Here is a 19,050-nt window from a genome sequence, read left to right on the forward strand (position 1 = left end):
AAAAGGTGTGCTCCGTACCGGCCGGTACGGAGCGAATAAGATCATTTCAATTTTTTCAGCTGTTTCAGCATTTCAAGAATGACCTTGGCGGAGTGGGTAGCGGCCTTCTCCAGATATTGTTCGAAGGTCACCGCATTTTCTTTACCGGCGATATCCGATAGCGAACGGATGATGACGAACGGGGTGTCAAAGGTGTGGCACACCTGAGCAATCGCAGCCGCCTCCATTTCACAAGCAATCATTTCTGGAAAGTTGTTACGCGTGTTCGTGACGTCTTCCGGTTGATGCATGAATCGGTCACCTGTGGCAATCAGGCCGTGCATATGTACCACTTCCTGTAGGGCGTCGATGCTGTTCTGTGCTGCTTTCACCAGTTTTTCATTCGGCAGGAAGCAGGACGGCATGCCCGGCACCTGTCCCAAGTCGTAACCGAACGGGGTGACGTCGACATCATGATGGCAGACAGAACTACTGATGACGATGTCGCCCACTTCCAGATCGGTATGGAAACCACCTGCGGTTCCCGTATTGATGACGTAATCCGGATCGTACAGTTGAAGCAGTAAGGTGCTGCTGATGGCGGCGTTGACCTTGCCGATTCCTGATCGAAGCAGTACCACTTCAGTATCACCGATTTGTCCTAGATAGTACTCAAAGCCCGCATGCTTCTGGGTTTGCAGGTAGGTCATATGACTGCGTAGAAGAGAGACTTCCTCTTCCATCGCGCCGATAATTGCGACTTTCATAGTTCGTTGCCTAGCTCTTTTAACGTTTCCGGCGACAAAGCGATGTCGGCGTTTTTGTTGACTCCAATACCGTGATCGATGATCTCTTGAGCGATCTGTTTGGCTTCATCCAAAGAGTGCATCACATAGGTCCCGCACTGGTATTCGTTCAGTTCCGGAATGTCTTCCATACGCTCGACGTTCAATACGTCCTTCATGGATTCCAACCAGGCCTGGCTAACGCGTTCTTCGCTAGGGGCGCCTAAAAGGCTCATGTAGAAGCCGGTACGGCAGCCCATTGGTGAAATATCGATGATTTCGACATCGTCGCTGTTGAGGTGATTGCGCATGAAACCGGCAAAAAGATGTTCTAGCGTGTGAATCCCTTTTTCACCCATCATAGTTTCGTTCGGTTTGTTGAAACGTAGATCGAAAACGGTGATGGTGTCGCCGGAAGGGGATTTCATCGTTTTAGCGACGCGAACCGCCGGAGCGTTCATGATCGTGTGGTCAACGGTAAAACTGTCTAATAAAGGCATAGCAAAGTCCTGTTAAAAATTAAATGGATTCAGGGTGATGATCCGGCGCCAATGGCTTTTTGAGCAACCAGCCGTTATCGGTTTTGATAAATAGATAGTTACGTTTAAATTCCAGTTCGTCACCGGGTTCAAAAGCTGGCATTGTCATCTTCAGCAAACCGAGATTAACGGTTCGAGAAATTTTTTCAAAGGCGGATAACGACTGGTCGAGCATGATGAGCTCGGTGTATTCCTGCAAATTGCGTTCCGCTTTTACTTTAAAGGTCATTTCGGCAACGTAATGGGTGTCATTTTCCTTATAACCGTTGTCTTTGTGCGTCTCGATCACGCTGAACAGGCCAGGGTACTGCTGATTGAAATGCTCGGTTGTCATGGTTTTAATGCTTTCTTCGCTCGGTTGGGTAATTCCGAGGCAGCCGGCCAACAGCAAAAAACTTAGAATCAGGGCGTTTAGCAATGAGAGACGCATAATTAAAACTCCGTTTCGGAGAGAGCCAACGGGACTGAAAAGGATAACATAAACTGGATGTTAGGGTGAATCTACGACAATATTATATTGTTGGAAAAGAAAAAATTCAGACATAAAAAAAGCCAGCATAAGCTGGCTTTTGGGGGCTATGTGAGGGGGGTGGTCCTCACATAAAAGATGGTGCGGAAGGAGAGACTCGAACTCTCACACCAAAGGCACCAGAACCTAAATCTGGCGTGTCTACCAATTCCACCACTCCCGCGTATCTTATATTGTAACTTTTTATTAAAAAGCTACATAAAGAAATGGTGGCCTGACCTGGAATCGAACCAGGGACACAGGGATTTTCAATCCCTTGCTCTACCGACTGAGCTATCAGGCCTAAATCAGATTTGGCGTATTATAGGGATGGGCTTTGCGACTGTCAAATTTAATTTGAAAAATATTTACAATTTTCTAAGGAGAGCGGCGTTTTTCTAAGGAGAGCGGCGTTGGGTTTGTCCAGGATTGAATCTTGCCTGATAAGAAGTGGCTTGGTCGATTTTTGCGCCGTCTAATCTCTATACGCTATATTTCTAGCCATGATGGGCTGATAGAATTAGAATATTCAATTATTCAGCGGCGAATAGACAATTTTAGGCCGTTTTTTAAAAAAATAAGAAAATAAAGATTAAGGATAAAAGATGACTCCAGAACAAGCCGAAATTGCTGAAATGATCATTGAGTCGGTTAATTTAGAAGATGTTTCCGTGGATGAGATCAACCCTGATGAACCTATTTTCAATGACGGATTGGGGTTGGATTCGATTGATGCGTTGGAAATCTCTTTGGAGTTGAACAAGCGTTACGGGATCAAGATCAAGTCAGACGACCAGAATGTGGGTGAAATCTTTTCCTCGGTTGCGGCTTTGACGGATTTTGTTCAGGCAAACAAACAGGCCTGAATGCGGACGTGTCGGGTTCCGTGATTGAGACGATGATGAAAGGGTTGTTTTCGGACGACCCTTTTGTGCTTTTGGAAGATGGCCGTTATTCGCGCCATCAGATCGTCTCGGCCGCTTTTCATTTAAGTCGGGCACTGCCTGAGGCGCCTGTGGTGATGAATCTTTATACCCAGCGCCATGAATTTCTGGTGTTGTTGTTGGCGGTGGCCTTCAAAGATGGGATCATTGTCCTACCGCCTAATACGGCCGAGAACACTCTGAACGGTCTGATGGATGCAATCGATTCCAGGCATAAGTTTATTGCCGGTGCGCGAACCGAGCGTTGGAATTTTGAGGATGAAACGGTTGCACGTATTGATGTAAAACACCTTTTATCTTCAGGATTAGTGGATAAAGCACAATTGTCGCCGTTGCTACGGAAGTTGCCTGTAGCACAAATCTGGCTGTATACCTCCGGCTCGACCGGCCAGGCTAAAAAAGTGGTCAAAACCTGGTCTCAAATGATGAGGCTGGCGGCTAAAGCCATTTCACGATTCGGTTTTGATCGGACCGAATCTCCACGTTGCGTGGTAGCGACGGTTCCGAGCCAGCACATGTTCGGTTTGGAGACGACGATATTCTGGCCGTTGTTCTCACGACTTAAAGTCTGGGCGGGTAGACCTATGTTTGCTGAAGACATCAAAGCGGCCTTGGACTTTGTCAAACCGCCTGTCTGGTTGGTTTCCGCTCCTTTGCACCTGAAAAAGCTCACACAGTTCGATACGGAATGGCCGAGTTACAATGAATCCGAAGATGGACTGAAAGTTTTGTCGGCCACAGCACCGTTGGACGTGGCGTTGGCCAAAACCGTCGGCACGAAAATGCACGCACGGGTTTTCGAGGTGTTCGGTAGTACCGAAACCGCTTCAATTGCTTCACGTGAAACATTGGTTTCTGATGAGTGGCGGTTATACGATCATAACTGTTTGGAAGAAGATAAGAATTCCGGCACTTATGATGTGATTATGCAGGACCTTGATGAGCGACACAGGCTACAGGACACAATTCGCACTGTTTCCGCCGACCGTTTCCGAGTGCTTGGACGACAGTCGGACTTGATCAAGGTGGCCGGAAAACGCGCTTCGATGACGGATCTCAATCGGATTTTGCAAGCGGTTCCCGGGATTGAAGACGGCGTTTTTTGGCGGTCGGAAGCGAGTGAACGTTTGCAGGCGTTTGTGGTGTCGAATTTGTCTTCTCAGGAAATAAGACAGGCTCTGTCCAAGTCGATGGATGTGGTTTTTTTACCCAGGCCGCTTCATTTCGTAAAACGGATTCCACGAAATGAAATGGGCAAGATCCCGTTTCAGGCGTTGTTAGAATTGGAAAGCCAGACAAGAGAGAAGGTTGGATAACGGCAATGGTGATGGAAAACCTGACAGGTTCTTTTGTAATTCCACAGAACCATCCCAGTATTGCCGGCCATTTTCCAGGTCACCCAGTTGTTCCGGGCGTGGTTTTGCTGGCGGAAGTTGAACGCCTTTTCAAGGCGCATTTTGAAGACATTCAAATTTTGAAAGTGGTTCAGGCCAAGTTCAACCGCCCGGTGACGCCGGAACAGACGGTTCGTATCTCGGTGGATTGGATGGAAACCAAAACACCGGGGCAGTGGAAAGCCAGTTTTAAATTATTTACGGAAGTCGGTACTTTGGCGGCTTCCGGTCAGATGTTATTGGAGTTGCAGGTTTGATGGCGAGGAACAACTTGAAAGACTGGACGGCACAAAAGGAGCGTACTTCCGGTTTCTGGTTGAAGATCATCCGGCGTTTGGCGCTGTTGTTGCCGCGTTGGGCTGTGGGTTTGCTTCTGCATCCGATCACGTTGTTTTACCTGTTGATCTCAAAGCAGCAAAAGGCAGCTTCCCGTCATTATTTGAATCAGGTTTTGGACAGGCCTGTCCGTTTTTCTGATGTCTACAAACATTTCCTGTGGTTTGCGACCACGATTCTGGATAGGGTCTATTTTCTGACGGGGCGTATTGACGGTTTCCAGGTGGAATACGATAACCTGGAGGAGTGGCGGGCCTCCATGGCCGAAAACCCGGCACAGCTTTATTTGGGGGCGCATTTCGGCAGTTTGGATGCCATTCGGGCGTTGTCGTTGGACCAGTACGGCATCAAAATCAAAATCGTGTTGAAGGTCGATCAGAATCAGGCACTGGTAAATCTGTTGAACGAACTCAATCCGGGGCTGGCCGAGAATGTGATTCCTTACAATGGGATGAAAACCATTTTTGATATTCATGAAACGCTCGAATCGGGCAATTCGGTTGCCATGCTCAAAGATCGAGCGGTCGGTGAAGAGGCGACGGTAACGGTTAATTTCTTCAATGATCGGATCGCGGTTCCGGTGTCGGGATTCAAACTGGCGAAGCGTTTCAATATTCCGATCAATGTGTTTTTCAGCCGTTTTGAAGGTGGAAACAAATATCATGTCCATAGCGAACAATTAGAGTTCGATCAGCAAACCAGTTTGCAGGAGATGGCGCAAATCTTTATGAACCGGGTGGAGGAGCAATGCCGAATCGCCCCTTATAACTGGTTTAACTTTTATCATTACTGGTTAGACACGGATGAGTCCGATGCCGGTTAAACAAGCGCTTCTCTTCGGATTGGGTGTGCTGATTTTCAGCATTCAATCCGCGTTTGCCGTCACTAAAGAAGACCTTTATCAGAATTGGCCGTTACCGGCGGAAAACCAATCGTTTACCGAAGAACGTTATGATGCATTGTTGGAACTGAAATCGGTTTATCGAGGCGTGTTTCATTTTTACGGTGCGCAATCTTTCGAGATCGAATACCAATCGCCAATCCAAGGTTCCTTGTCACTTAAAGATTCGTTGCTTTCCATCGATTTTCCTCAGCGTAAGCTCGAAATCGGCTTGAGCCAACTGCCCGAAGTGGCGCAATTTCTCTTGCCTTTACAAAGTCTGATGTCCGGCCACCCACAGGCTCTGGAGAAGCAGTATCAAGTTTCCGTTGAATCGCTTCCTTCCAATCGCTGGCGTTTGATTCTGGAACCTAGGTCGGCCATGAGTCTGACGGCGAACCGAGTTACCGTTACGGGAAAGACCGAAAACAATCAAAGCCGGGTTTTGGACATCCAGCTTGATTTCAAAAGCGGTGATTGGCGGCGGTTTGAATTAAGTTATGAATAGCTCAAGACCCTATCTCATTACCATTGGATTTGTGGCGCTGTTGATTGTCACAGCCATGCTTGTCTGGCCAACATTATCGCTGCAAAATCAATTGACCGGATTCTTTCCCAAACCCCAGAGTTCTGAAAACCGATTGCTGATGGGCGCGCTTGAGCAGATGTTGAATACCGATTCCGGTGATCAGCCCGTGATGATTTCGCTTTCCGCACCGTCTGAAACCGACGTTCACGATTTGGCGGCCATCAGTGTTCAATTGAAGCAAGCACTTACAAGTCAGAAGTGGGTGCGGAGCGTGGAAAACGCGCCGCCGCCACTTAGCCGTTGGCAAACCAGCACGTTACGGGATTACCGTTATCTATTCACCGACTTTCAGCCCGATGGGCTAACGGCAAGGATTCAGGAGCTGTGGCAGGCATGGCAGTTGGGTGTGGTACTGGATAAAAAAACCGCATTGAGCGATCCAACCCAACAATGGTTACGCTATTTACAGGCAGGGCAGACGGCGTCTCAAATTCCGACGACAGACGGCGTGTGGCTGTTGCCTGCTTTTGAATCATCCCAATCACAGCATGCGTTGTTGTTGGTGAATCTACAACCAAACGATACCGATGCGTTGAAATCGATTCGTCCGTTTGTCGAGTCTTTTATTGCCGAAAATGCCAATCCGACGGTTCATGCCCGACTTTCCAATGCCGGGCTTATTGCATTGCAGGCCAGGGAAAAGATGCAGAGCGAACTGCAGACGCTCTCGATTTTAGCCACGGTGACGATTCTGCTGTTTTTAGGTTTCGTATTCCGCAATGTTGTCTGGGTAGGATTGAGCTTTGTGCCGTTGGCGGGAGCGACCTTGGCGGCGGCCGTGGTTGTTAATCTATTGTTCGGCTCGATTGAAGTGCTGACTCTGGCGTTGGGTGTGGTGTTGATCGGCGTGACGGTGGACTACCCGATTCATGCCTTTTCGGCTTTGAAGAATGGCCGGGAATCGGCCAACCGAATTTGGCCGGTTATCCAATTGGGCGGTCTTACCAGTTTGGTTGGGTTTTTGAGTCTGGGGCTATTAGATATTCGAGGTATTCAGCAAATTGCGGTATTTGCCTCGGTTGGCATTTTCACTGCGCTGATGATTACCCGCAGCATGATGTTGCAATTTCAGGAATATCCGCCAATTTCGGATTCGGAAAACCGAACAGGCCTGTCGAAAATATCGAAAGGGCTTTTAGATCGTTCTTTTGCGAAACTCTCGCCTTTTTCAATGCGCGTCTTATTGATTTTGTTGGTAGGCAGTTTGATTTTGGTAGTGATCTCGCCGTTGAAGTGGCAGGATGATCTCGCCAGTTTGAGTCCGGTTCCTAAAAGCCTGCTGACACAGGACGGGCAGTTGAGAAAGCAGTTCCAGCAGGCGGAAGCGGGACAGTTCTTATTACTGCGTGCACCGGATGTTGAAAGCTTGCTGCAACAACAGGAACGGATTCGATCTGAGTTGGCGAAGCTGCAACAAGACGGTGTGATCGGCGGGTCTATGCAGTTGGCGGATTTTCTTCCCAGCCAGAAATTGCAATTACAACGTCAAAACAATCTGCCTGAAACCGCCGCATTGCAATCGAAAATAACGGCCGCCGAGACACCTTTGCAGGTCAAACATTTTGGTAATTTCTTTGAAAACGTTGAAAAGAGCAAACATCTCTCTTTGGTGGATTATCCGCATTTTCAAACCTTGGCGCTGGATTGGCAGAAAACCTTGTTGCCGGTTCTGGTGTCGTCAATCGACGGGCAAACGGTTGGTAAGGTTCTGCTTCAGGGCGTGACGGATTCGGAAGTGTTGAAACGGTGGAGCGAACAGCACGGTCTTGTCTATTTTCATCAACGTGAATTTGTCGAAGAATCGGTATTGGAACTCAGAGGGCAGTTGGCTTGGGTGATGGTTTTGTTCGCTTTCATCATCGCCCTGTTTCTGATTTGGCGCAAACGGGATTTTGAGCAGGCCTGGTCGGTTTTGGTTCCGGTTGTGTTAGGACTTTGGCTGGCGTTTGCCACTTTGGTTGGGTTCGGGCAGGCTCTGACCGTGTTCCACTTGTTATCGGCGTTGTTAGTGGTGGCCATCGGGCTGGACTACAGTCTGTTTGCCCAGGATGCCAAATCCGCACCAAAGAGCTTGAATTCGGTGTCGGTTGCTTTGATGACCACGGTGATTTCGTTCGGCTTCCTGTTGTTCACCCAAATCCCGATTCTGGTGGCGATCGGGCAAACCTTGGTGTTGGGTGTGCTTTGGATTTATCTGACAGCGCGTTTATATCATCGCGTGTGAATCAATCATTGCGGATCAGTTCGATTCGATCATTGCCACCAACGTATCCACGGCCACGCCTGAGTTTTTGACGAAGAAATTGTGTTTGTTCCAAACGTAACCGCTCAGTACCGAAGTAATCGATTGTTTAATCTTCGGTTCTTTGTCGGCGGCAAAGAAGATGGTTTGCAACCGTCCGTCGTACCAGGCGTTGACGAATTCGCGGAACACGTCGATGCCCAACATCATGTAGTCTTCGTATTCGGTTTGCCAGTCAACCTGTTCGCCTTCCAATTCCTTGATCGTCAAATCGGCAGCGACCGAGCCGGATTCCAGTGCAAGCGTAACGCCGGAACTGAAGACCGGATCCAAGAACTCCGAAGCGTTACCCACCAGCACGAAGTTATCTCCGTAGAGTTTCTTCACGGCGGCGGAATAACCGCTTAATGAATTGACCTCGTTGATTTTGGTGGCGTTTTGGTAGCGGTGCTTCGAGCCGGGTGTGGTTTCAACGATTCGATCCCAGAACTCCGCTTCGGACAAGTTGAACGACTGGAAATACTCTTCTGTACAGACGATGCCGACCGAGGTGATGCCGTCATTGAAAGGAATGTTCCAGATCCAGGCGTCGTTGTCGCCGTGAACATCGACATAGATATAGCCGTCCGTGCCGTCGTCGGGACGGATATCGCCCTTAACACGGCAGAAGGTGGCGCGTCGCAGCGCTTGTTTTGGTTTGGCGTCCAATTCCAATAAGCGTGGCAGCACGCGTCCGTATCCGGAAGCGTCGATGACTTTTCTGGCCTGATAGGTTTCGATGTCGCCCTGTTTGGTTTTGACGGTCACGATGTTTTGTTCCGGATCGTAAGCGGTGACTTCGGATTCAAATTCTACGTCCGCTCCCTTACGTTCGGCATCCTTTAATAATTCGTGGTCGAAGGTTTCGCGTTTGACTTGAAACGAGCTGTTGAAAGGCTCGCCAAGGTTGTCGTCGAAATGGAAGATTTCGAATTTACTCTGATCTTGAAAAGCAACGCCGCCTTTGAATTGGAAGTTGGCGTTTTCGATTGCTTCGAGCATGTTGGCTTCATTCAGAAGCTGATTGCAACGTGGCAGAAGCGATTCGCCGATGACAAAGCGCGGGAAGGTTTGACGTTCCACCAGTTTGACTGAATAACCGGCCTGAACCAGTTTGGCCGCCGCAATCGACCCGGCCGGGCCGCCGCCGATAATGAATACATCGCAGGTTTTCAAGAATAGTTCCTTTTAAGTCGTTGCATGTCTGTATAGAAGATACGAACTGGTTAAGCGATCATTCGAAAATGGTCGGTTTCTTAATCAGTGAATTGAACAGGCCTGGTAGGTTCAGTGCGCGTTTGAGCAATTTTTTGGCGACCATCAACGTAATTTGAGTAATGTCGAAGCCGGGACGGAAGTGGCTGGCACGTCGTAATTCCGGATAACTGGACTCAATGGGAACGAAGACAAAATTGAATCCCTGGCGTGACGCGTCGATCAGAATTTCGCTTTCAAATACAAAGCCTGAAGGATTGTTAGCCTGTGTCTGCATCTCTTTCAGCAAGCGGATCGGATACAGGCGGAAACCGGACTGACTGTCTGCAATCGGTTTGGAGGCCGCCCAACTGACCCAGAAATCGGCGATTTTATTGGCCATCAGACGGGCTTTGGGGGCGTTCTCCCGGTTTTTAAGTCGTGCCGCGACGATGAGATGTTCAGGGTATTGAGCATAAGCCGCTTGCAGTTGCGGGATATTATCCGGGCTGTGCTGACCGTCGCCGTCAATGGTGATGACGTAATCCGCGCCCAGTTCAATCGCCTTTTTGAAGCCGGAGAGCATCGCGCCGGCTTTACCTTGATTCTGCTTGTGTTCGATAAGGATGGCGTCAGTTTGTTTGGCCAGTTCTGCGGTATCGTCTTTTGATGCGTCGTCGATCACGATCACCCAAGGAGAATGTTTAAGTGCCGATGTGGCGACCGCCTGAATGGTCAGTGATTCGTTATAAGCCGGAATGATGATGGCGAAGTTAGGGTTGGGAGTCGTCATAGTCAGTGTATTTTGCTGAGCATCCGTTTGTTATTGAGCCATCGGCTGATAAAAGAACCGGTATGGTACCAGTGAATAAAAAAAGCTTCCATGAAGATTTTGTAAAGGTTTTGAAAGTCCGCAACAAAATCGTCTTCGGCCGCGATGAGCGTTCCATCCAGTCCGAGTCCTTTCGCCATCACTTGACATCGGTTCAGGTGATAACGGTTTGTGATCAGCCCTGCCTGTAAGGGTAAATTGTGTTCGTTCAGATAGATTCTAGCCTGTTTCAGGTTTTCCAGAGTGTTTCTGGAGGATTCTTCCAAGACCAGCTTATCGGAAAGTTCGGGGTGTTCTGCCAGTAAGGCATCGGCTCCCGCTTGTGCTTCGGATACTGTGTTCTGATTCGTGATTCCACCTAGGAGGAAAATTTTCTGATCAGGGTGAATTGTGTTTTGCAGTGTAGACACACGGTTCAGACGGGTTTTAAAGTCTTCATCCATTCGATTTTCGTGAAGTTGTTTGCCGAAAACAATCAGTGGTATGGAAGTCTTGTCTGGGAGAGAGGTTTCGGCGGATTGCGCGATTCGATAGCATTGAAAGGCTCGCCAGAACCAGAAAAAACCGAACGTTAATAACGCAGAAAGGATAGACAGAGACAGCATAAGCAGGCCGTCCCAGTCTATCCCTTCTTGGGTTGCGCTTGAGGTTAAGCGCATCAACTTACATTCCGTTCAATTGTACTTGAATTCGGTTGTTCAGGTTTTGCATCCAGCCATTGAAGTTTTTATGGATGGTTTTTTCTTCCGGGTTGTAGTCCAAAGCGACACTGGATTTGTAAATCAAGCTGTATTCTTTCTCAGAATATGGGATGGAGATGACAGCTTGGTGTTTTCTTAGATTCAAAGTACCTTTTAATTGGTTATCACCCGAATCTGTGATGATCCAGCCTAGGCTGACACCAGCCAGACGAATCGCTTTTTTAACCTGTTCGGCAGATTTTATATTGGTTGGGACTGGCTGTGATTCATAGTTATGAACCGGTTGAGCCGTACAGCCGGTCAATGTTAGAGCAAAGGCGATTAGGGTGGCGAAAAACGTACTTTTAATTGTAAGTGACTTCATGAACATTCCTTGTTTCTATCAGATTTTGAGAAGTGTGAAAAAGTATCGGGATTAATTTAAATCACCAAAACGTGCTCCATCAACAGGAGAGTTTAACCATAAGACTGTGTCTTCGGCATTGGCCTCAACGGTACGTCCTAGAACAGAGCAGGAACCTTTATAGCCACCGAACAAACCGCCCCCTGATACGCGACCAAAATCGGCTTCGGATACTTTTTTACCGTCCTTGTAGAGAGTTAAATGCATTTCCGTGTATTTATTATGCCCTATAAATGCATTACCGCTACTGCGAATTTGGGTAAATGAAGGTAACAGGAAATAACCTTGCTTAGTCGGTTCTTGTGAATCTACGACTTCGACATTGATACCGTTGTCATTGGCATGTGCAAAAAGCAACTCGGTGTATTGGGTTGGTAGGGTGCATTCGCTCAAGGCTGCTTGACTGAATGGTCCTCTGTTTTTAGAAATAGGGATGATTCTTGGTACGGAGAGAGTGGTGACTTTATCGCTATTGGCAATGCTTTGAGCTGTGGACGAGTTGTTGGCTGGTTTGGTTGGTGTTCCGCCACAAGCGACGAGCGCGGAAGTGGATAGTGTAATAATCGCTAGTTGTAATTTTTTCATGTAATCCTCGTTGATTCACTATATAAGACCTAATACTATTTAGGTGCGAATAAGTTACCATCTGAGATTTGTTTTGAAAAGTGGAATCATCCAGATTCCGGTGCCGAATCTCTCTATTTACGCCATTCCGCCATTCACCTGAATGACTTGGTTGGTGATATAGGCGGCTTTGTCCGAAGCCAGGAAGCTGACGGCATAGGCAATCTCTTCCGGCTGGCCGGTGCGTTGCATAGGAACCATCTTTTTAACGGTTTCCGGCGGAAAGACGTCTTGAGTCATTTCGCCTTCGATAATGCCGGGTGCCACGACGTTGACGGTGATTTTGCGCGACGCCAGTTCCAATGCCAATGATTTGCTGGCACCAATCAGGCCGGCTTTAGCCGCGGCATAATTGGCTTGACCGCGGTTTCCTGTAACGCCTGCAATGGAAGCGATGTTGATGATTCGGCCCCAGCGAGTACGGATCATCGGTAACAGTAAAGGTTGAGTCACGTTAAAGAAACCGTTCAGGGAAACGTCGATCACCTGCTGCCATTGTTCATGGGTCATACCGGCCATGACGGCGTCGTCATGAATGCCGGCGTTGTTGACGATGACTTGAATTGTCCCGTCTTCTAACAGCTTATCCACAGCCGAAGCGACTTCCTCAGGCTGCGTCACGTCGAATTGCACGGCTTGCGCTTTGAATCCGTCTTTTTTGAGTTGTTCGGCGATGGCTTCGGCTTTGGTCAGATTGCTGTTGGCGTGAACGATTACTTCAAAACCGTCTTCGGCAAGCTGTCGGGCAATCGCCGAACCGATGTCGCCACTGCCGCCGGTAATCAAAGCTCTTTTGGGTGTTTGCATAGTCTCTTGCCCTTACGTTTTATTCTTGGGGGTGAATGACCAGCGCCCGGCCCGAACACAGTGGGCGTTGCTGTTGATCAGTCACTTCAAATTGATACAGTTTGGACTGGTCGTCCGCCATGAGCTGGGTTGCCTGTACATATAAATAGGGTGTGGTCTGATCGAATTCGCCGAACACGACGTTTTTGACGCTGGCGAGGTAGCCGATTTTCGGTTCTTCTTGTTGTTTTGACAATAAGCCACCGTGGATGGCGATGGATTGCGCGCCGAACTCAATCAGATGAATTTTGGACAGGACGCCTTCTTCTTTGAGGGGGTGGTTTTCATCAAGGTGTCTGGCGGTGCGGCATTGGATACTCTCTTCGTCAAAAGCCAGCACGCTGTCCCATAGACACATGTCGCCACTGTGCGGAATGAGTGCGTCAATCTCGTCGAAACCATAGAGTACAGACTTCGTCATTGGCTGCTCGGTGTAAGATTTAAGCTGATTGCCTGTTTTGCGGAAAGCGGGAAATGGAATTCGCCGGCCTCCCTTTTGGCAATGCTTTTCAATACTGGAAGAAATTCCGCGGCTTTGTTTTCAGGGAACGCTTCTACCGGATCGATTTTATAAATCTTATCCGAGAGAGTCAGCTCGATTTCGGCGATGCTGTCAGCGGTAGGTTGCAGACTGAGAACCAAAGCGCACGCAAACGCCTGGACTTCAGGCGAGTGCTTTTTGATTTCCGGATTGATCGGCAAATCGTAGATGACCAGCAAGACTTTCGGATGTGCGTTGGAGAGTTGGGTAATCGCTTCGATCAAGGTGTTGGCAATTTGGTAATCGCCTGCTGAAATCGCCGAAGCCGCCTGTTGATTGTGTTGTCCAATCATCCAATACCCCGCCGGTGCGTTGTGGACCGAGTTGTGGAAGTGGATCGGTGAAATCATCGGTTCTTCTTCCATGACGGCTTCAACCATCTTGGCCGAGATGGTTGTATCGCCGTCCACGCAAGCGAACAGGGTCGGCATTTGTGAAATCTGTTCTTCGCTGTAGTTTTCCACCGCTTCTTCTGCCGTGCGCAAAGCCAGTTTGATGGTGTCGGTGGTGCGTCGACGTTCGTTGGCGGGCAGAAATTTCGGACTGTATTTTGATAGAGGTTCCGATTGATAGGGTTGTTTGTCCTGTAGAACTTCCTGAGAGGCCTGCCAGCTTTCCAGTCCCGGAGCTTGAAGGCCGATGCTTTCGATGTAGGCGATCATCGGCTTTCTCCTCCGGCATTTTGTGCCAAGCTGAAAATCAGGCAGGCGTTGTTGCCGCCGAAGCCGAACGAATTGCTCATGCAGTGACGGATTTCAGATTCGGTGGTTTCGATAATCGGGTTCAGATTCAGTTCGGGATCGAGCGATTCCAGGTTCAGGTTCGGAAAGGCCAATTGGTTTTCCAACGCTAGTTGGCAGAATACGGCTTCGGTGATTCCGGCAGCTCCCAGCGTATGGCCGGTAAACCCTTTGGTGGAACTCAGCATCGGTTGGTTTTCGCCGAACAGATCGTTGACGGCGTGGGCTTCCGCAAGATCGTTGCTTTGAGTCCCTGTGCCGTGCAGGTTCAGGTAATCGATTTCAGCGCTGTTCAGTTCGGCCATTTTCAGCGCGTCTTCCATGGCGATCTTGGCTCCAAGTCCTTGAGGATGCGGTGTGGAGATATGGTAAGCATCGCTGCTTTCGCCAAACCCGCTCAGTTGGATGTTTGATACGTTATTGTCAGACTTTTCCAACAGCATGAAGCCACCCGCTTCGCCTATGTTGATGCCTTTGCGGTCGCAGTTCAGCGGTTTGACGATGTCCGGGTTGACGAGTCCGAGCGCATTGAAGCCGTGGATGGTGGTCAGACATAGAGTGTCCACACCGCCCACAATGACTGCGTCCACCAAACCGTGGTCGATCCAGCGGGAAGCCGAAGCGAATACCTTTGCACTCGAAGAGCAGGCGGTGGAGATGACGATTCTAGGACCGTAAATTTCCAAAGCATCCGCACAGAAGTCGGCCAATGAATTCATTCTGTGTGTGGTTTCGTAGTGGTAATCCGTTTCGAATTCCCCTTCCGCATTTTTATGCGGCCAGGCCTGTTCGGTTTCTAAAATACCGGAGGTACTGGTTCCGACGGCCAGTCCGATGCGGGTGGCACCGTATTTGTGCTTGGCTGCTTCTACCGCCTCGATAAAACCGTCGGATTGCAGTGCCAGCCACGCCAGTTGATTGTTGCGGCAATGATAATCCTGCAAGCTTTGGGGAAGTGCCACTTCGGTCACCCCCGAGACTTCGCCGTAAAAAGAATCCAGTCTGGGATTTAAAGAATCGATTGTGTTTTTTAAACCGGTCCGGTGTGCCTTCAAGGCGGAAAGGTGTGCACTTTTTCCATTGCCCATACTGCTGACAAGGGAGGAGGCTGTAATGTGAATCGGAAATTTCATGTTACGGTGGTTACTGTCACTTGGTTCTATAAAGTTGAAGTTATTTTAAACGCTATTATTTCGATCGGGCGAATGTTGTGGCTTAAATTGCCAAATTGTTTTTAGGGATATTCGTGAAATCGCCATAACGAAATCCTGAATGGAACCGTGATCTTTATGAGGAAAGAGCTGTTTTCGAAGATAGAACTCCCCTAAGAACAGAACAGTCATACCAATAAAAGACAATGTGTCCAGGTGTTGTGTCAGTTGATTTTCCAGACAGGCCTGTTGAAAAAACAGGGAATCGATTTTGGCGAACAGAATCCACGTCAGCAGCACGACCCACGCCCAGGTGACTTTTCGAGTGTAGTTCAGTTCCTCTTGTCCGATGGTTTTATCCATCAGAATGGCGTAACGGCTGATCAATGGCGTGCTGTTCGGTAACAGGCTGCCGGCAAAGAGTCCGTAGACGATGACCAGAATCATGAGGGTTATGAGTTGCAACAGCCAGTTTAGCCAGCCGGATGAAAAGTTCAGCAGTAGGAGTATCGAGAGAATGACCGTGCCGGAGACGAGTTGTTTTGTCGGCATCACTCCAGTCCTTTGACCGTTTCTTTTGAGGTATAGAAATTCCAGGTGACCACCAGACCGAAAGTCTCCGAGCGCCAGGTTTCCATTAAGGGACTGTCTTCATAAACGGCATTGTGCATATCTTTTAGTCTGTAGAAACCGCCAACCCAAAAGTCGTCGATGTGCCAGTTCATTCCCAACGTATAGGTGAAACCGGACAGACCTCCCTGCGCTTTGTAAGCAGGGCGGGTGGTGGTGGCTTCTGCTTCGGAAACACCATAGAAGTAATCATGGAACCGGTCGGTGCCGAAATTCGCGGCGGCGCCGAAAGTGAGTTTCAGTCTTTGACGTTTGGTGAAGTTCTGGCGGTAGTAATAGTAGATCCCGGGATCGGTCACCCAGCCCTCTTCATGTATCGAGCGAAAGTCGGAAGCGATGACCCAGCGTACAGGCAGCTCGAATTGAACGTCATTCAGTTCATGGCTGTAGAGGCGGTAACTTACGACCGGACCAAGGCCTATGGAGGCGTCCAGGTCGTCCATCCCTTCCCGGAGCCGGTTGTCTTTGCTGGAAACCGGTACGGAACCGGTGGCACTCAGGTCTAGTGTCAAACGTCCGGAACGGAATAGTGGTTTAGTGACCTCTTTCTGTTCAATCGAAAACTCTTCGCCACGATAAGTGATGTACGGAAAAGGCAAAATCAGGTTGTTCTGTTCTTTCGAGCCGGGATAGTCCGGATAGGACAGTAATGACGGCCCCAACCCAAATTCCCATTTTGGGAGGTTTTGTGTCTGCTCTTCGGCGAAACAGGATGTGGAACCGGCGATCAGGAATAAAGCCAGAATTCTCGTAAATACATACATTGAAGGTGAACCTTTAATCGATGCGATTATCTTAGCGTGTTTTGTTTCGATTGAATACGCGTCTGTTTCTCATTGTGCCATTCTTTAGGTTTTTCCTGCCTTGGCTATGTTGAATAAATTTCATCGCTGTCAGTGCATTCCTAGATCGTATTCTGATGCCGAATAAGCAGGCCTGCCCAAAAAACTCTTTGTTCTTTTTATGAATAAAAAGTTCTTCCAAAGAATTTTGAATGCTGATATTATGTGTAAACAAAGTTTCTTGGAGAGAAATAAATGCGAACAGGTTCTTATGTTTTGACCATTTCTTGTCCCGATAAAATCGGGATTGTGGCCAAGGTTTCAAAGTTTTTGGCAGATCGCGATTGCCTGATCACTGAGGCGAACCATCATGCGGATGCGGCGTTGGGGTGGTTCTTTATGCGCAACGAGATTGCCGATATTCATATGGACGAGTCCCAGTTCGAAAAAGAGTTTTCAGTGATTGCCGAAGAGTTTGAAATGGAATGGAAGCTGACCTCTCCGAAACGCAAGAAACGGGTTCTGATTATGGTGAGCAAGCAGGACCATTGTTTGGCTGACTTGCTGTACCGTTGGAAAAGCGGCGAGATCGATTACGAAATTCCGGCCGTGATCTCCAACCACTCCGATCTTAAGGATTTCGTCGAGTGGCACGGTATTCCGTACCACCATATTCCGGTGACACCGAACAACAAACCTCAGGTGTTTGCGGAGATCAATCGCTGGATTGAGCACTACCAAGTGGACACCATCGTTCTGGCGCGTTACATGCAGATTATCCCGCCTGACCTGTGCGACAAATATCCGGGACAGATCATCAACATCCATCACAGTTTCCTACCTTCCTTTATCGGTGCCAAACCATACCATCAGGCTTATGAGCGTGGTGTGAAATTGATTGGGGCGACCTGTCATTATGTGACCAAGGATTTGGATGCCGGGCCGATTATCGAACAGGATGTCAGCCGCGTCAGTCACAGCGAGTCCGCCGAAGAGATGGTGGTGCTAGGGAAAGACGTCGAGAAGAACGTTCTGGCCCGCGGGCTGAAATATCACCTTGAAGACCGCGTTTTGGTACACGGCAACAAGACCATTGTGTTTGCGTAAGGAGCGATCGAGATGCCTTTGAGATTGTTGAAATATGCTTGGAAGAAGCCGGAAGAGGAACCTCGCTTCTTCCCCGACGAAAAGCCGTTGAAGAAGGCATATGATGTCGTCATTATCGGTGGCGGCGGCCACGGTATGGCGTGCGCCTATTACCTTGCAAAAGAGCACGGCATCACCAATGTCGCCGTACTGGAGCAGGGTTACATCGGCGGCGGAAACACCGGCCGAAACACCACCATTGTCCGTTCCAATTATCTGACGGCAGAAGGGGTCAAGTTCTACGATCAGAGTGTGAAACTGTTTGAAGACCTGAGTGATGAATTTGACCTGAATATTTTCTATTCCACCCGCGGACATTTCACTCTGGCACACACTGACAGTGCGATGCGCACCATGCGCTGGCGTGCCGAGGTCAACAAGCATTACGGCATCGACAGTGAAGTGGTGGATGTCGAAACCATCAAGAAAGACATTCCTTATATGGACGTTCAGTGTAACGGTCAACATCCGGTCATGGGGGCGCTTTACCATGCGCCTGGATCGGTGGCGAGACACGATGCGGTGGCCTGGGGTTATGCCCGCGGCGCGCAGATGCGCGGTGTTGAGATTCACCAGAAAACCCAGGTGACGGAAATCAAAACCCAGGACGGTAAAGTGAAAGGTGTGCAGACCAATCGCGGGTTCATTGAGGCGTCTAAAGTGATCTCGATGGTCGCGGGATCGACACCGAGAATCACCAAGATGGTCGACATGCAGACACCGATTGAAGTCTTTCCTTTGCAGGCTTGCGTGACCGAACCGGTGAAGCCGTTTATGAACACCATTGTCGTATCAGGCAGCTTACACGTTTATGTCAGCCAGTCATCGCGCGGCGAACTGGTCATGGGGGCGTCGGTCGATCCGGCCGAATTGCACTCTACCCGTTCAACTTTGGATTTTGTCGAAGGTCTGACCGACCAGATGATGGATCTGTTCCCGTTCACCAGCCGTTTGAAGATTATGCGCCAGTGGGCCGGGATGAGCGACATCACGCCGGATTTTGCGCCGATCATGGGCAAGACCGATCTGGAAGGGTTTTATCTGGATGCCGGTTGGGGAACCTGGGGGTTCAAGGCCACTCCGGTCAGCGGAAAAACCATGGCGTATACGGTTGCCAATGACCGCGATCACGACTTGATCAAACCATTCAGCCTTTCGAGGTTCGAGGAGTTTGCTCTGGTTGGTGAAAAAGGCGCCGCATCGGTCGGTCATTAGGAGGGGATTG

The 19,050-nt window shown here is 49.1% G+C and carries 22 protein-coding genes and 2 tRNA genes; 8 read left to right on the forward strand and 16 right to left on the reverse strand.

Going from position 1 to position 19,050, the window contains the following annotated elements:
* Positions 1-41: 41 nt before the first annotated feature.
* The 5 genes from mtnN to QCB45_RS08235 all read right to left on the reverse strand — a co-directional run bounded on the left by mtnN (position 42) and on the right by QCB45_RS08235 (position 2,115).
* Positions 42-746, reverse strand: coding sequence for a 5'-methylthioadenosine/S-adenosylhomocysteine nucleosidase (gene mtnN / locus QCB45_RS08215; RefSeq protein WP_279420439.1), 705 nt, complete (start codon positions 744-746; stop codon positions 42-44).
* Positions 743-1,264 carry an S-ribosylhomocysteine lyase gene (gene luxS, locus QCB45_RS08220; RefSeq protein WP_279420440.1) on the reverse strand — a complete coding sequence of 174 codons (522 nt, stop codon included), beginning with the start codon at positions 1,262-1,264 and terminating at the stop codon, positions 743-745. Before luxS ends, mtnN begins: the two co-directional genes overlap by 4 nt.
* Before the next feature lie 19 nt (positions 1,265-1,283).
* Positions 1,284-1,733 (reverse strand): hypothetical protein, encoded by a 450-nt coding sequence (locus QCB45_RS08225; protein ID WP_279420442.1) that lies wholly within the window; start codon positions 1,731-1,733, stop codon positions 1,284-1,286.
* Between the two features lie 178 nt (positions 1,734-1,911).
* Positions 1,912-1,995: transfer RNA gene (locus QCB45_RS08230), tRNA-Leu, on the reverse strand.
* 44 nt (positions 1,996-2,039) lie between these two features.
* A tRNA-Phe gene (locus QCB45_RS08235) sits at positions 2,040-2,115 on the reverse strand.
* A gap of 301 nt (positions 2,116-2,416) precedes the next feature.
* On the opposite strand from QCB45_RS08235, the gene QCB45_RS08240 reads away from it, so the two are divergent.
* Genes QCB45_RS08240 through QCB45_RS08265 form a run of 6 tightly spaced genes read left to right on the forward strand, consistent with a single transcriptional unit; the run spans position 2,417 to position 8,178 of the window.
* Entirely contained in the window at positions 2,417-2,677 is a 261-nt protein-coding gene (locus tag QCB45_RS08240; RefSeq protein WP_279420443.1) for a phosphopantetheine-binding protein, read from the forward strand.
* A gap of 8 nt (positions 2,678-2,685) precedes the next feature.
* Positions 2,686-4,071, forward strand: a complete 1,386-nt coding sequence (locus tag QCB45_RS08245) for an AMP-binding protein (RefSeq protein ID WP_279420444.1) — start codon at positions 2,686-2,688, stop codon at positions 4,069-4,071.
* A gap of 5 nt (positions 4,072-4,076) precedes the next feature.
* Positions 4,077-4,406 carry a hypothetical protein gene (locus tag QCB45_RS08250; protein WP_279420445.1) on the forward strand — a complete coding sequence of 110 codons (330 nt, stop codon included), beginning with the start codon at positions 4,077-4,079 and terminating at the stop codon, positions 4,404-4,406.
* Positions 4,406-5,308, forward strand: a complete 903-nt coding sequence (locus tag QCB45_RS08255) for a hypothetical protein (RefSeq protein ID WP_279420446.1) — start codon at positions 4,406-4,408, stop codon at positions 5,306-5,308. Before QCB45_RS08250 ends, QCB45_RS08255 begins: the two co-directional genes overlap by 1 nt.
* Positions 5,298-5,873 (forward strand): LolA-related protein, encoded by a 576-nt coding sequence (locus tag QCB45_RS08260; RefSeq protein ID WP_279420447.1) that lies wholly within the window; start codon positions 5,298-5,300, stop codon positions 5,871-5,873. The genes QCB45_RS08255 and QCB45_RS08260 overlap by 11 nt, the downstream gene beginning before the upstream one ends.
* Positions 5,866-8,178, forward strand: a complete 2,313-nt coding sequence (locus QCB45_RS08265) for an MMPL family transporter (protein ID WP_279420448.1) — start codon at positions 5,866-5,868, stop codon at positions 8,176-8,178. The genes QCB45_RS08260 and QCB45_RS08265 overlap by 8 nt, the downstream gene beginning before the upstream one ends.
* 15 nt (positions 8,179-8,193) lie before the next feature.
* Here the strand turns inward: QCB45_RS08265 and QCB45_RS08270 are convergent, their stop codons facing one another.
* The 11 genes from QCB45_RS08270 to QCB45_RS08320 form a co-directional block, all read right to left on the reverse strand.
* Positions 8,194-9,411, reverse strand: a complete 1,218-nt coding sequence (locus QCB45_RS08270; RefSeq protein ID WP_279420449.1) for an NAD(P)/FAD-dependent oxidoreductase — start codon at positions 9,409-9,411, stop codon at positions 8,194-8,196.
* Between the two features lie 58 nt (positions 9,412-9,469).
* Entirely contained in the window at positions 9,470-10,222 is a 753-nt protein-coding gene (locus QCB45_RS08275) for a glycosyltransferase family 2 protein (RefSeq protein WP_279420450.1), read from the reverse strand.
* A gap of 2 nt (positions 10,223-10,224) precedes the next feature.
* The gene (locus QCB45_RS08280; protein WP_279420451.1) at positions 10,225-10,920 is read right to left on the reverse strand and encodes a YdcF family protein; all 696 of its coding nucleotides are present in this window, start codon (positions 10,918-10,920) and stop codon (positions 10,225-10,227) included.
* 4 nt (positions 10,921-10,924) lie between these two features.
* Positions 10,925-11,326, reverse strand: a complete 402-nt coding sequence (locus QCB45_RS08285) for a hypothetical protein (RefSeq protein WP_279420452.1) — start codon at positions 11,324-11,326, stop codon at positions 10,925-10,927.
* A 51-nt stretch (positions 11,327-11,377) separates the two neighbouring features.
* Positions 11,378-11,950 carry a hypothetical protein gene (locus tag QCB45_RS08290; protein ID WP_279420453.1) on the reverse strand — a complete coding sequence of 191 codons (573 nt, stop codon included), beginning with the start codon at positions 11,948-11,950 and terminating at the stop codon, positions 11,378-11,380.
* A gap of 117 nt (positions 11,951-12,067) precedes the next feature.
* Entirely contained in the window at positions 12,068-12,796 is a 729-nt protein-coding gene (gene fabG / locus QCB45_RS08295; RefSeq protein ID WP_279420454.1) for a 3-oxoacyl-ACP reductase FabG, read from the reverse strand.
* Positions 12,797-12,815: 19 nt separating this feature from the next.
* Positions 12,816-13,256: a hypothetical protein gene (locus tag QCB45_RS08300; RefSeq protein WP_279420455.1), complete on the reverse strand. Its 441-nt coding sequence runs from the start codon at positions 13,254-13,256 to the stop codon at positions 12,816-12,818.
* Complete coding sequence (locus QCB45_RS08305; RefSeq protein WP_279420456.1) at positions 13,253-14,038, reverse strand: beta-ketoacyl synthase chain length factor; 786 nt, start codon at positions 14,036-14,038, stop codon at positions 13,253-13,255. The genes QCB45_RS08300 and QCB45_RS08305 overlap by 4 nt, the downstream gene beginning before the upstream one ends.
* Entirely contained in the window at positions 14,035-15,249 is a 1,215-nt protein-coding gene (locus QCB45_RS08310; RefSeq protein ID WP_279420457.1) for a beta-ketoacyl-[acyl-carrier-protein] synthase family protein, read from the reverse strand. Before QCB45_RS08310 ends, QCB45_RS08305 begins: the two co-directional genes overlap by 4 nt.
* A gap of 45 nt (positions 15,250-15,294) precedes the next feature.
* Entirely contained in the window at positions 15,295-15,819 is a 525-nt protein-coding gene (locus tag QCB45_RS08315) for a hypothetical protein (protein WP_279420458.1), read from the reverse strand.
* The gene (locus QCB45_RS08320) at positions 15,819-16,661 is read right to left on the reverse strand and encodes a MipA/OmpV family protein (protein WP_279420459.1); all 843 of its coding nucleotides are present in this window, start codon (positions 16,659-16,661) and stop codon (positions 15,819-15,821) included. The genes QCB45_RS08315 and QCB45_RS08320 overlap by 1 nt, the downstream gene beginning before the upstream one ends.
* Before the next feature lie 273 nt (positions 16,662-16,934).
* On the opposite strand from QCB45_RS08320, the gene purU reads away from it, so the two are divergent.
* Positions 16,935-17,786, forward strand: coding sequence for a formyltetrahydrofolate deformylase (purU, locus tag QCB45_RS08325; protein WP_279420460.1), 852 nt, complete (start codon positions 16,935-16,937; stop codon positions 17,784-17,786).
* A 12-nt stretch (positions 17,787-17,798) separates the two neighbouring features.
* The gene (locus tag QCB45_RS08330; RefSeq protein ID WP_279420461.1) at positions 17,799-19,040 is read left to right on the forward strand and encodes an FAD-dependent oxidoreductase; all 1,242 of its coding nucleotides are present in this window, start codon (positions 17,799-17,801) and stop codon (positions 19,038-19,040) included.
* The last annotated feature ends 10 nt before the right edge of the window (positions 19,041-19,050 follow it).

The sequence above is a fragment of the Thiomicrorhabdus sp. ZW0627 genome, from assembly GCF_029767005.1.
Classification (GTDB): domain Bacteria; phylum Pseudomonadota; class Gammaproteobacteria; order Thiomicrospirales; family Thiomicrospiraceae; genus Thiomicrorhabdus.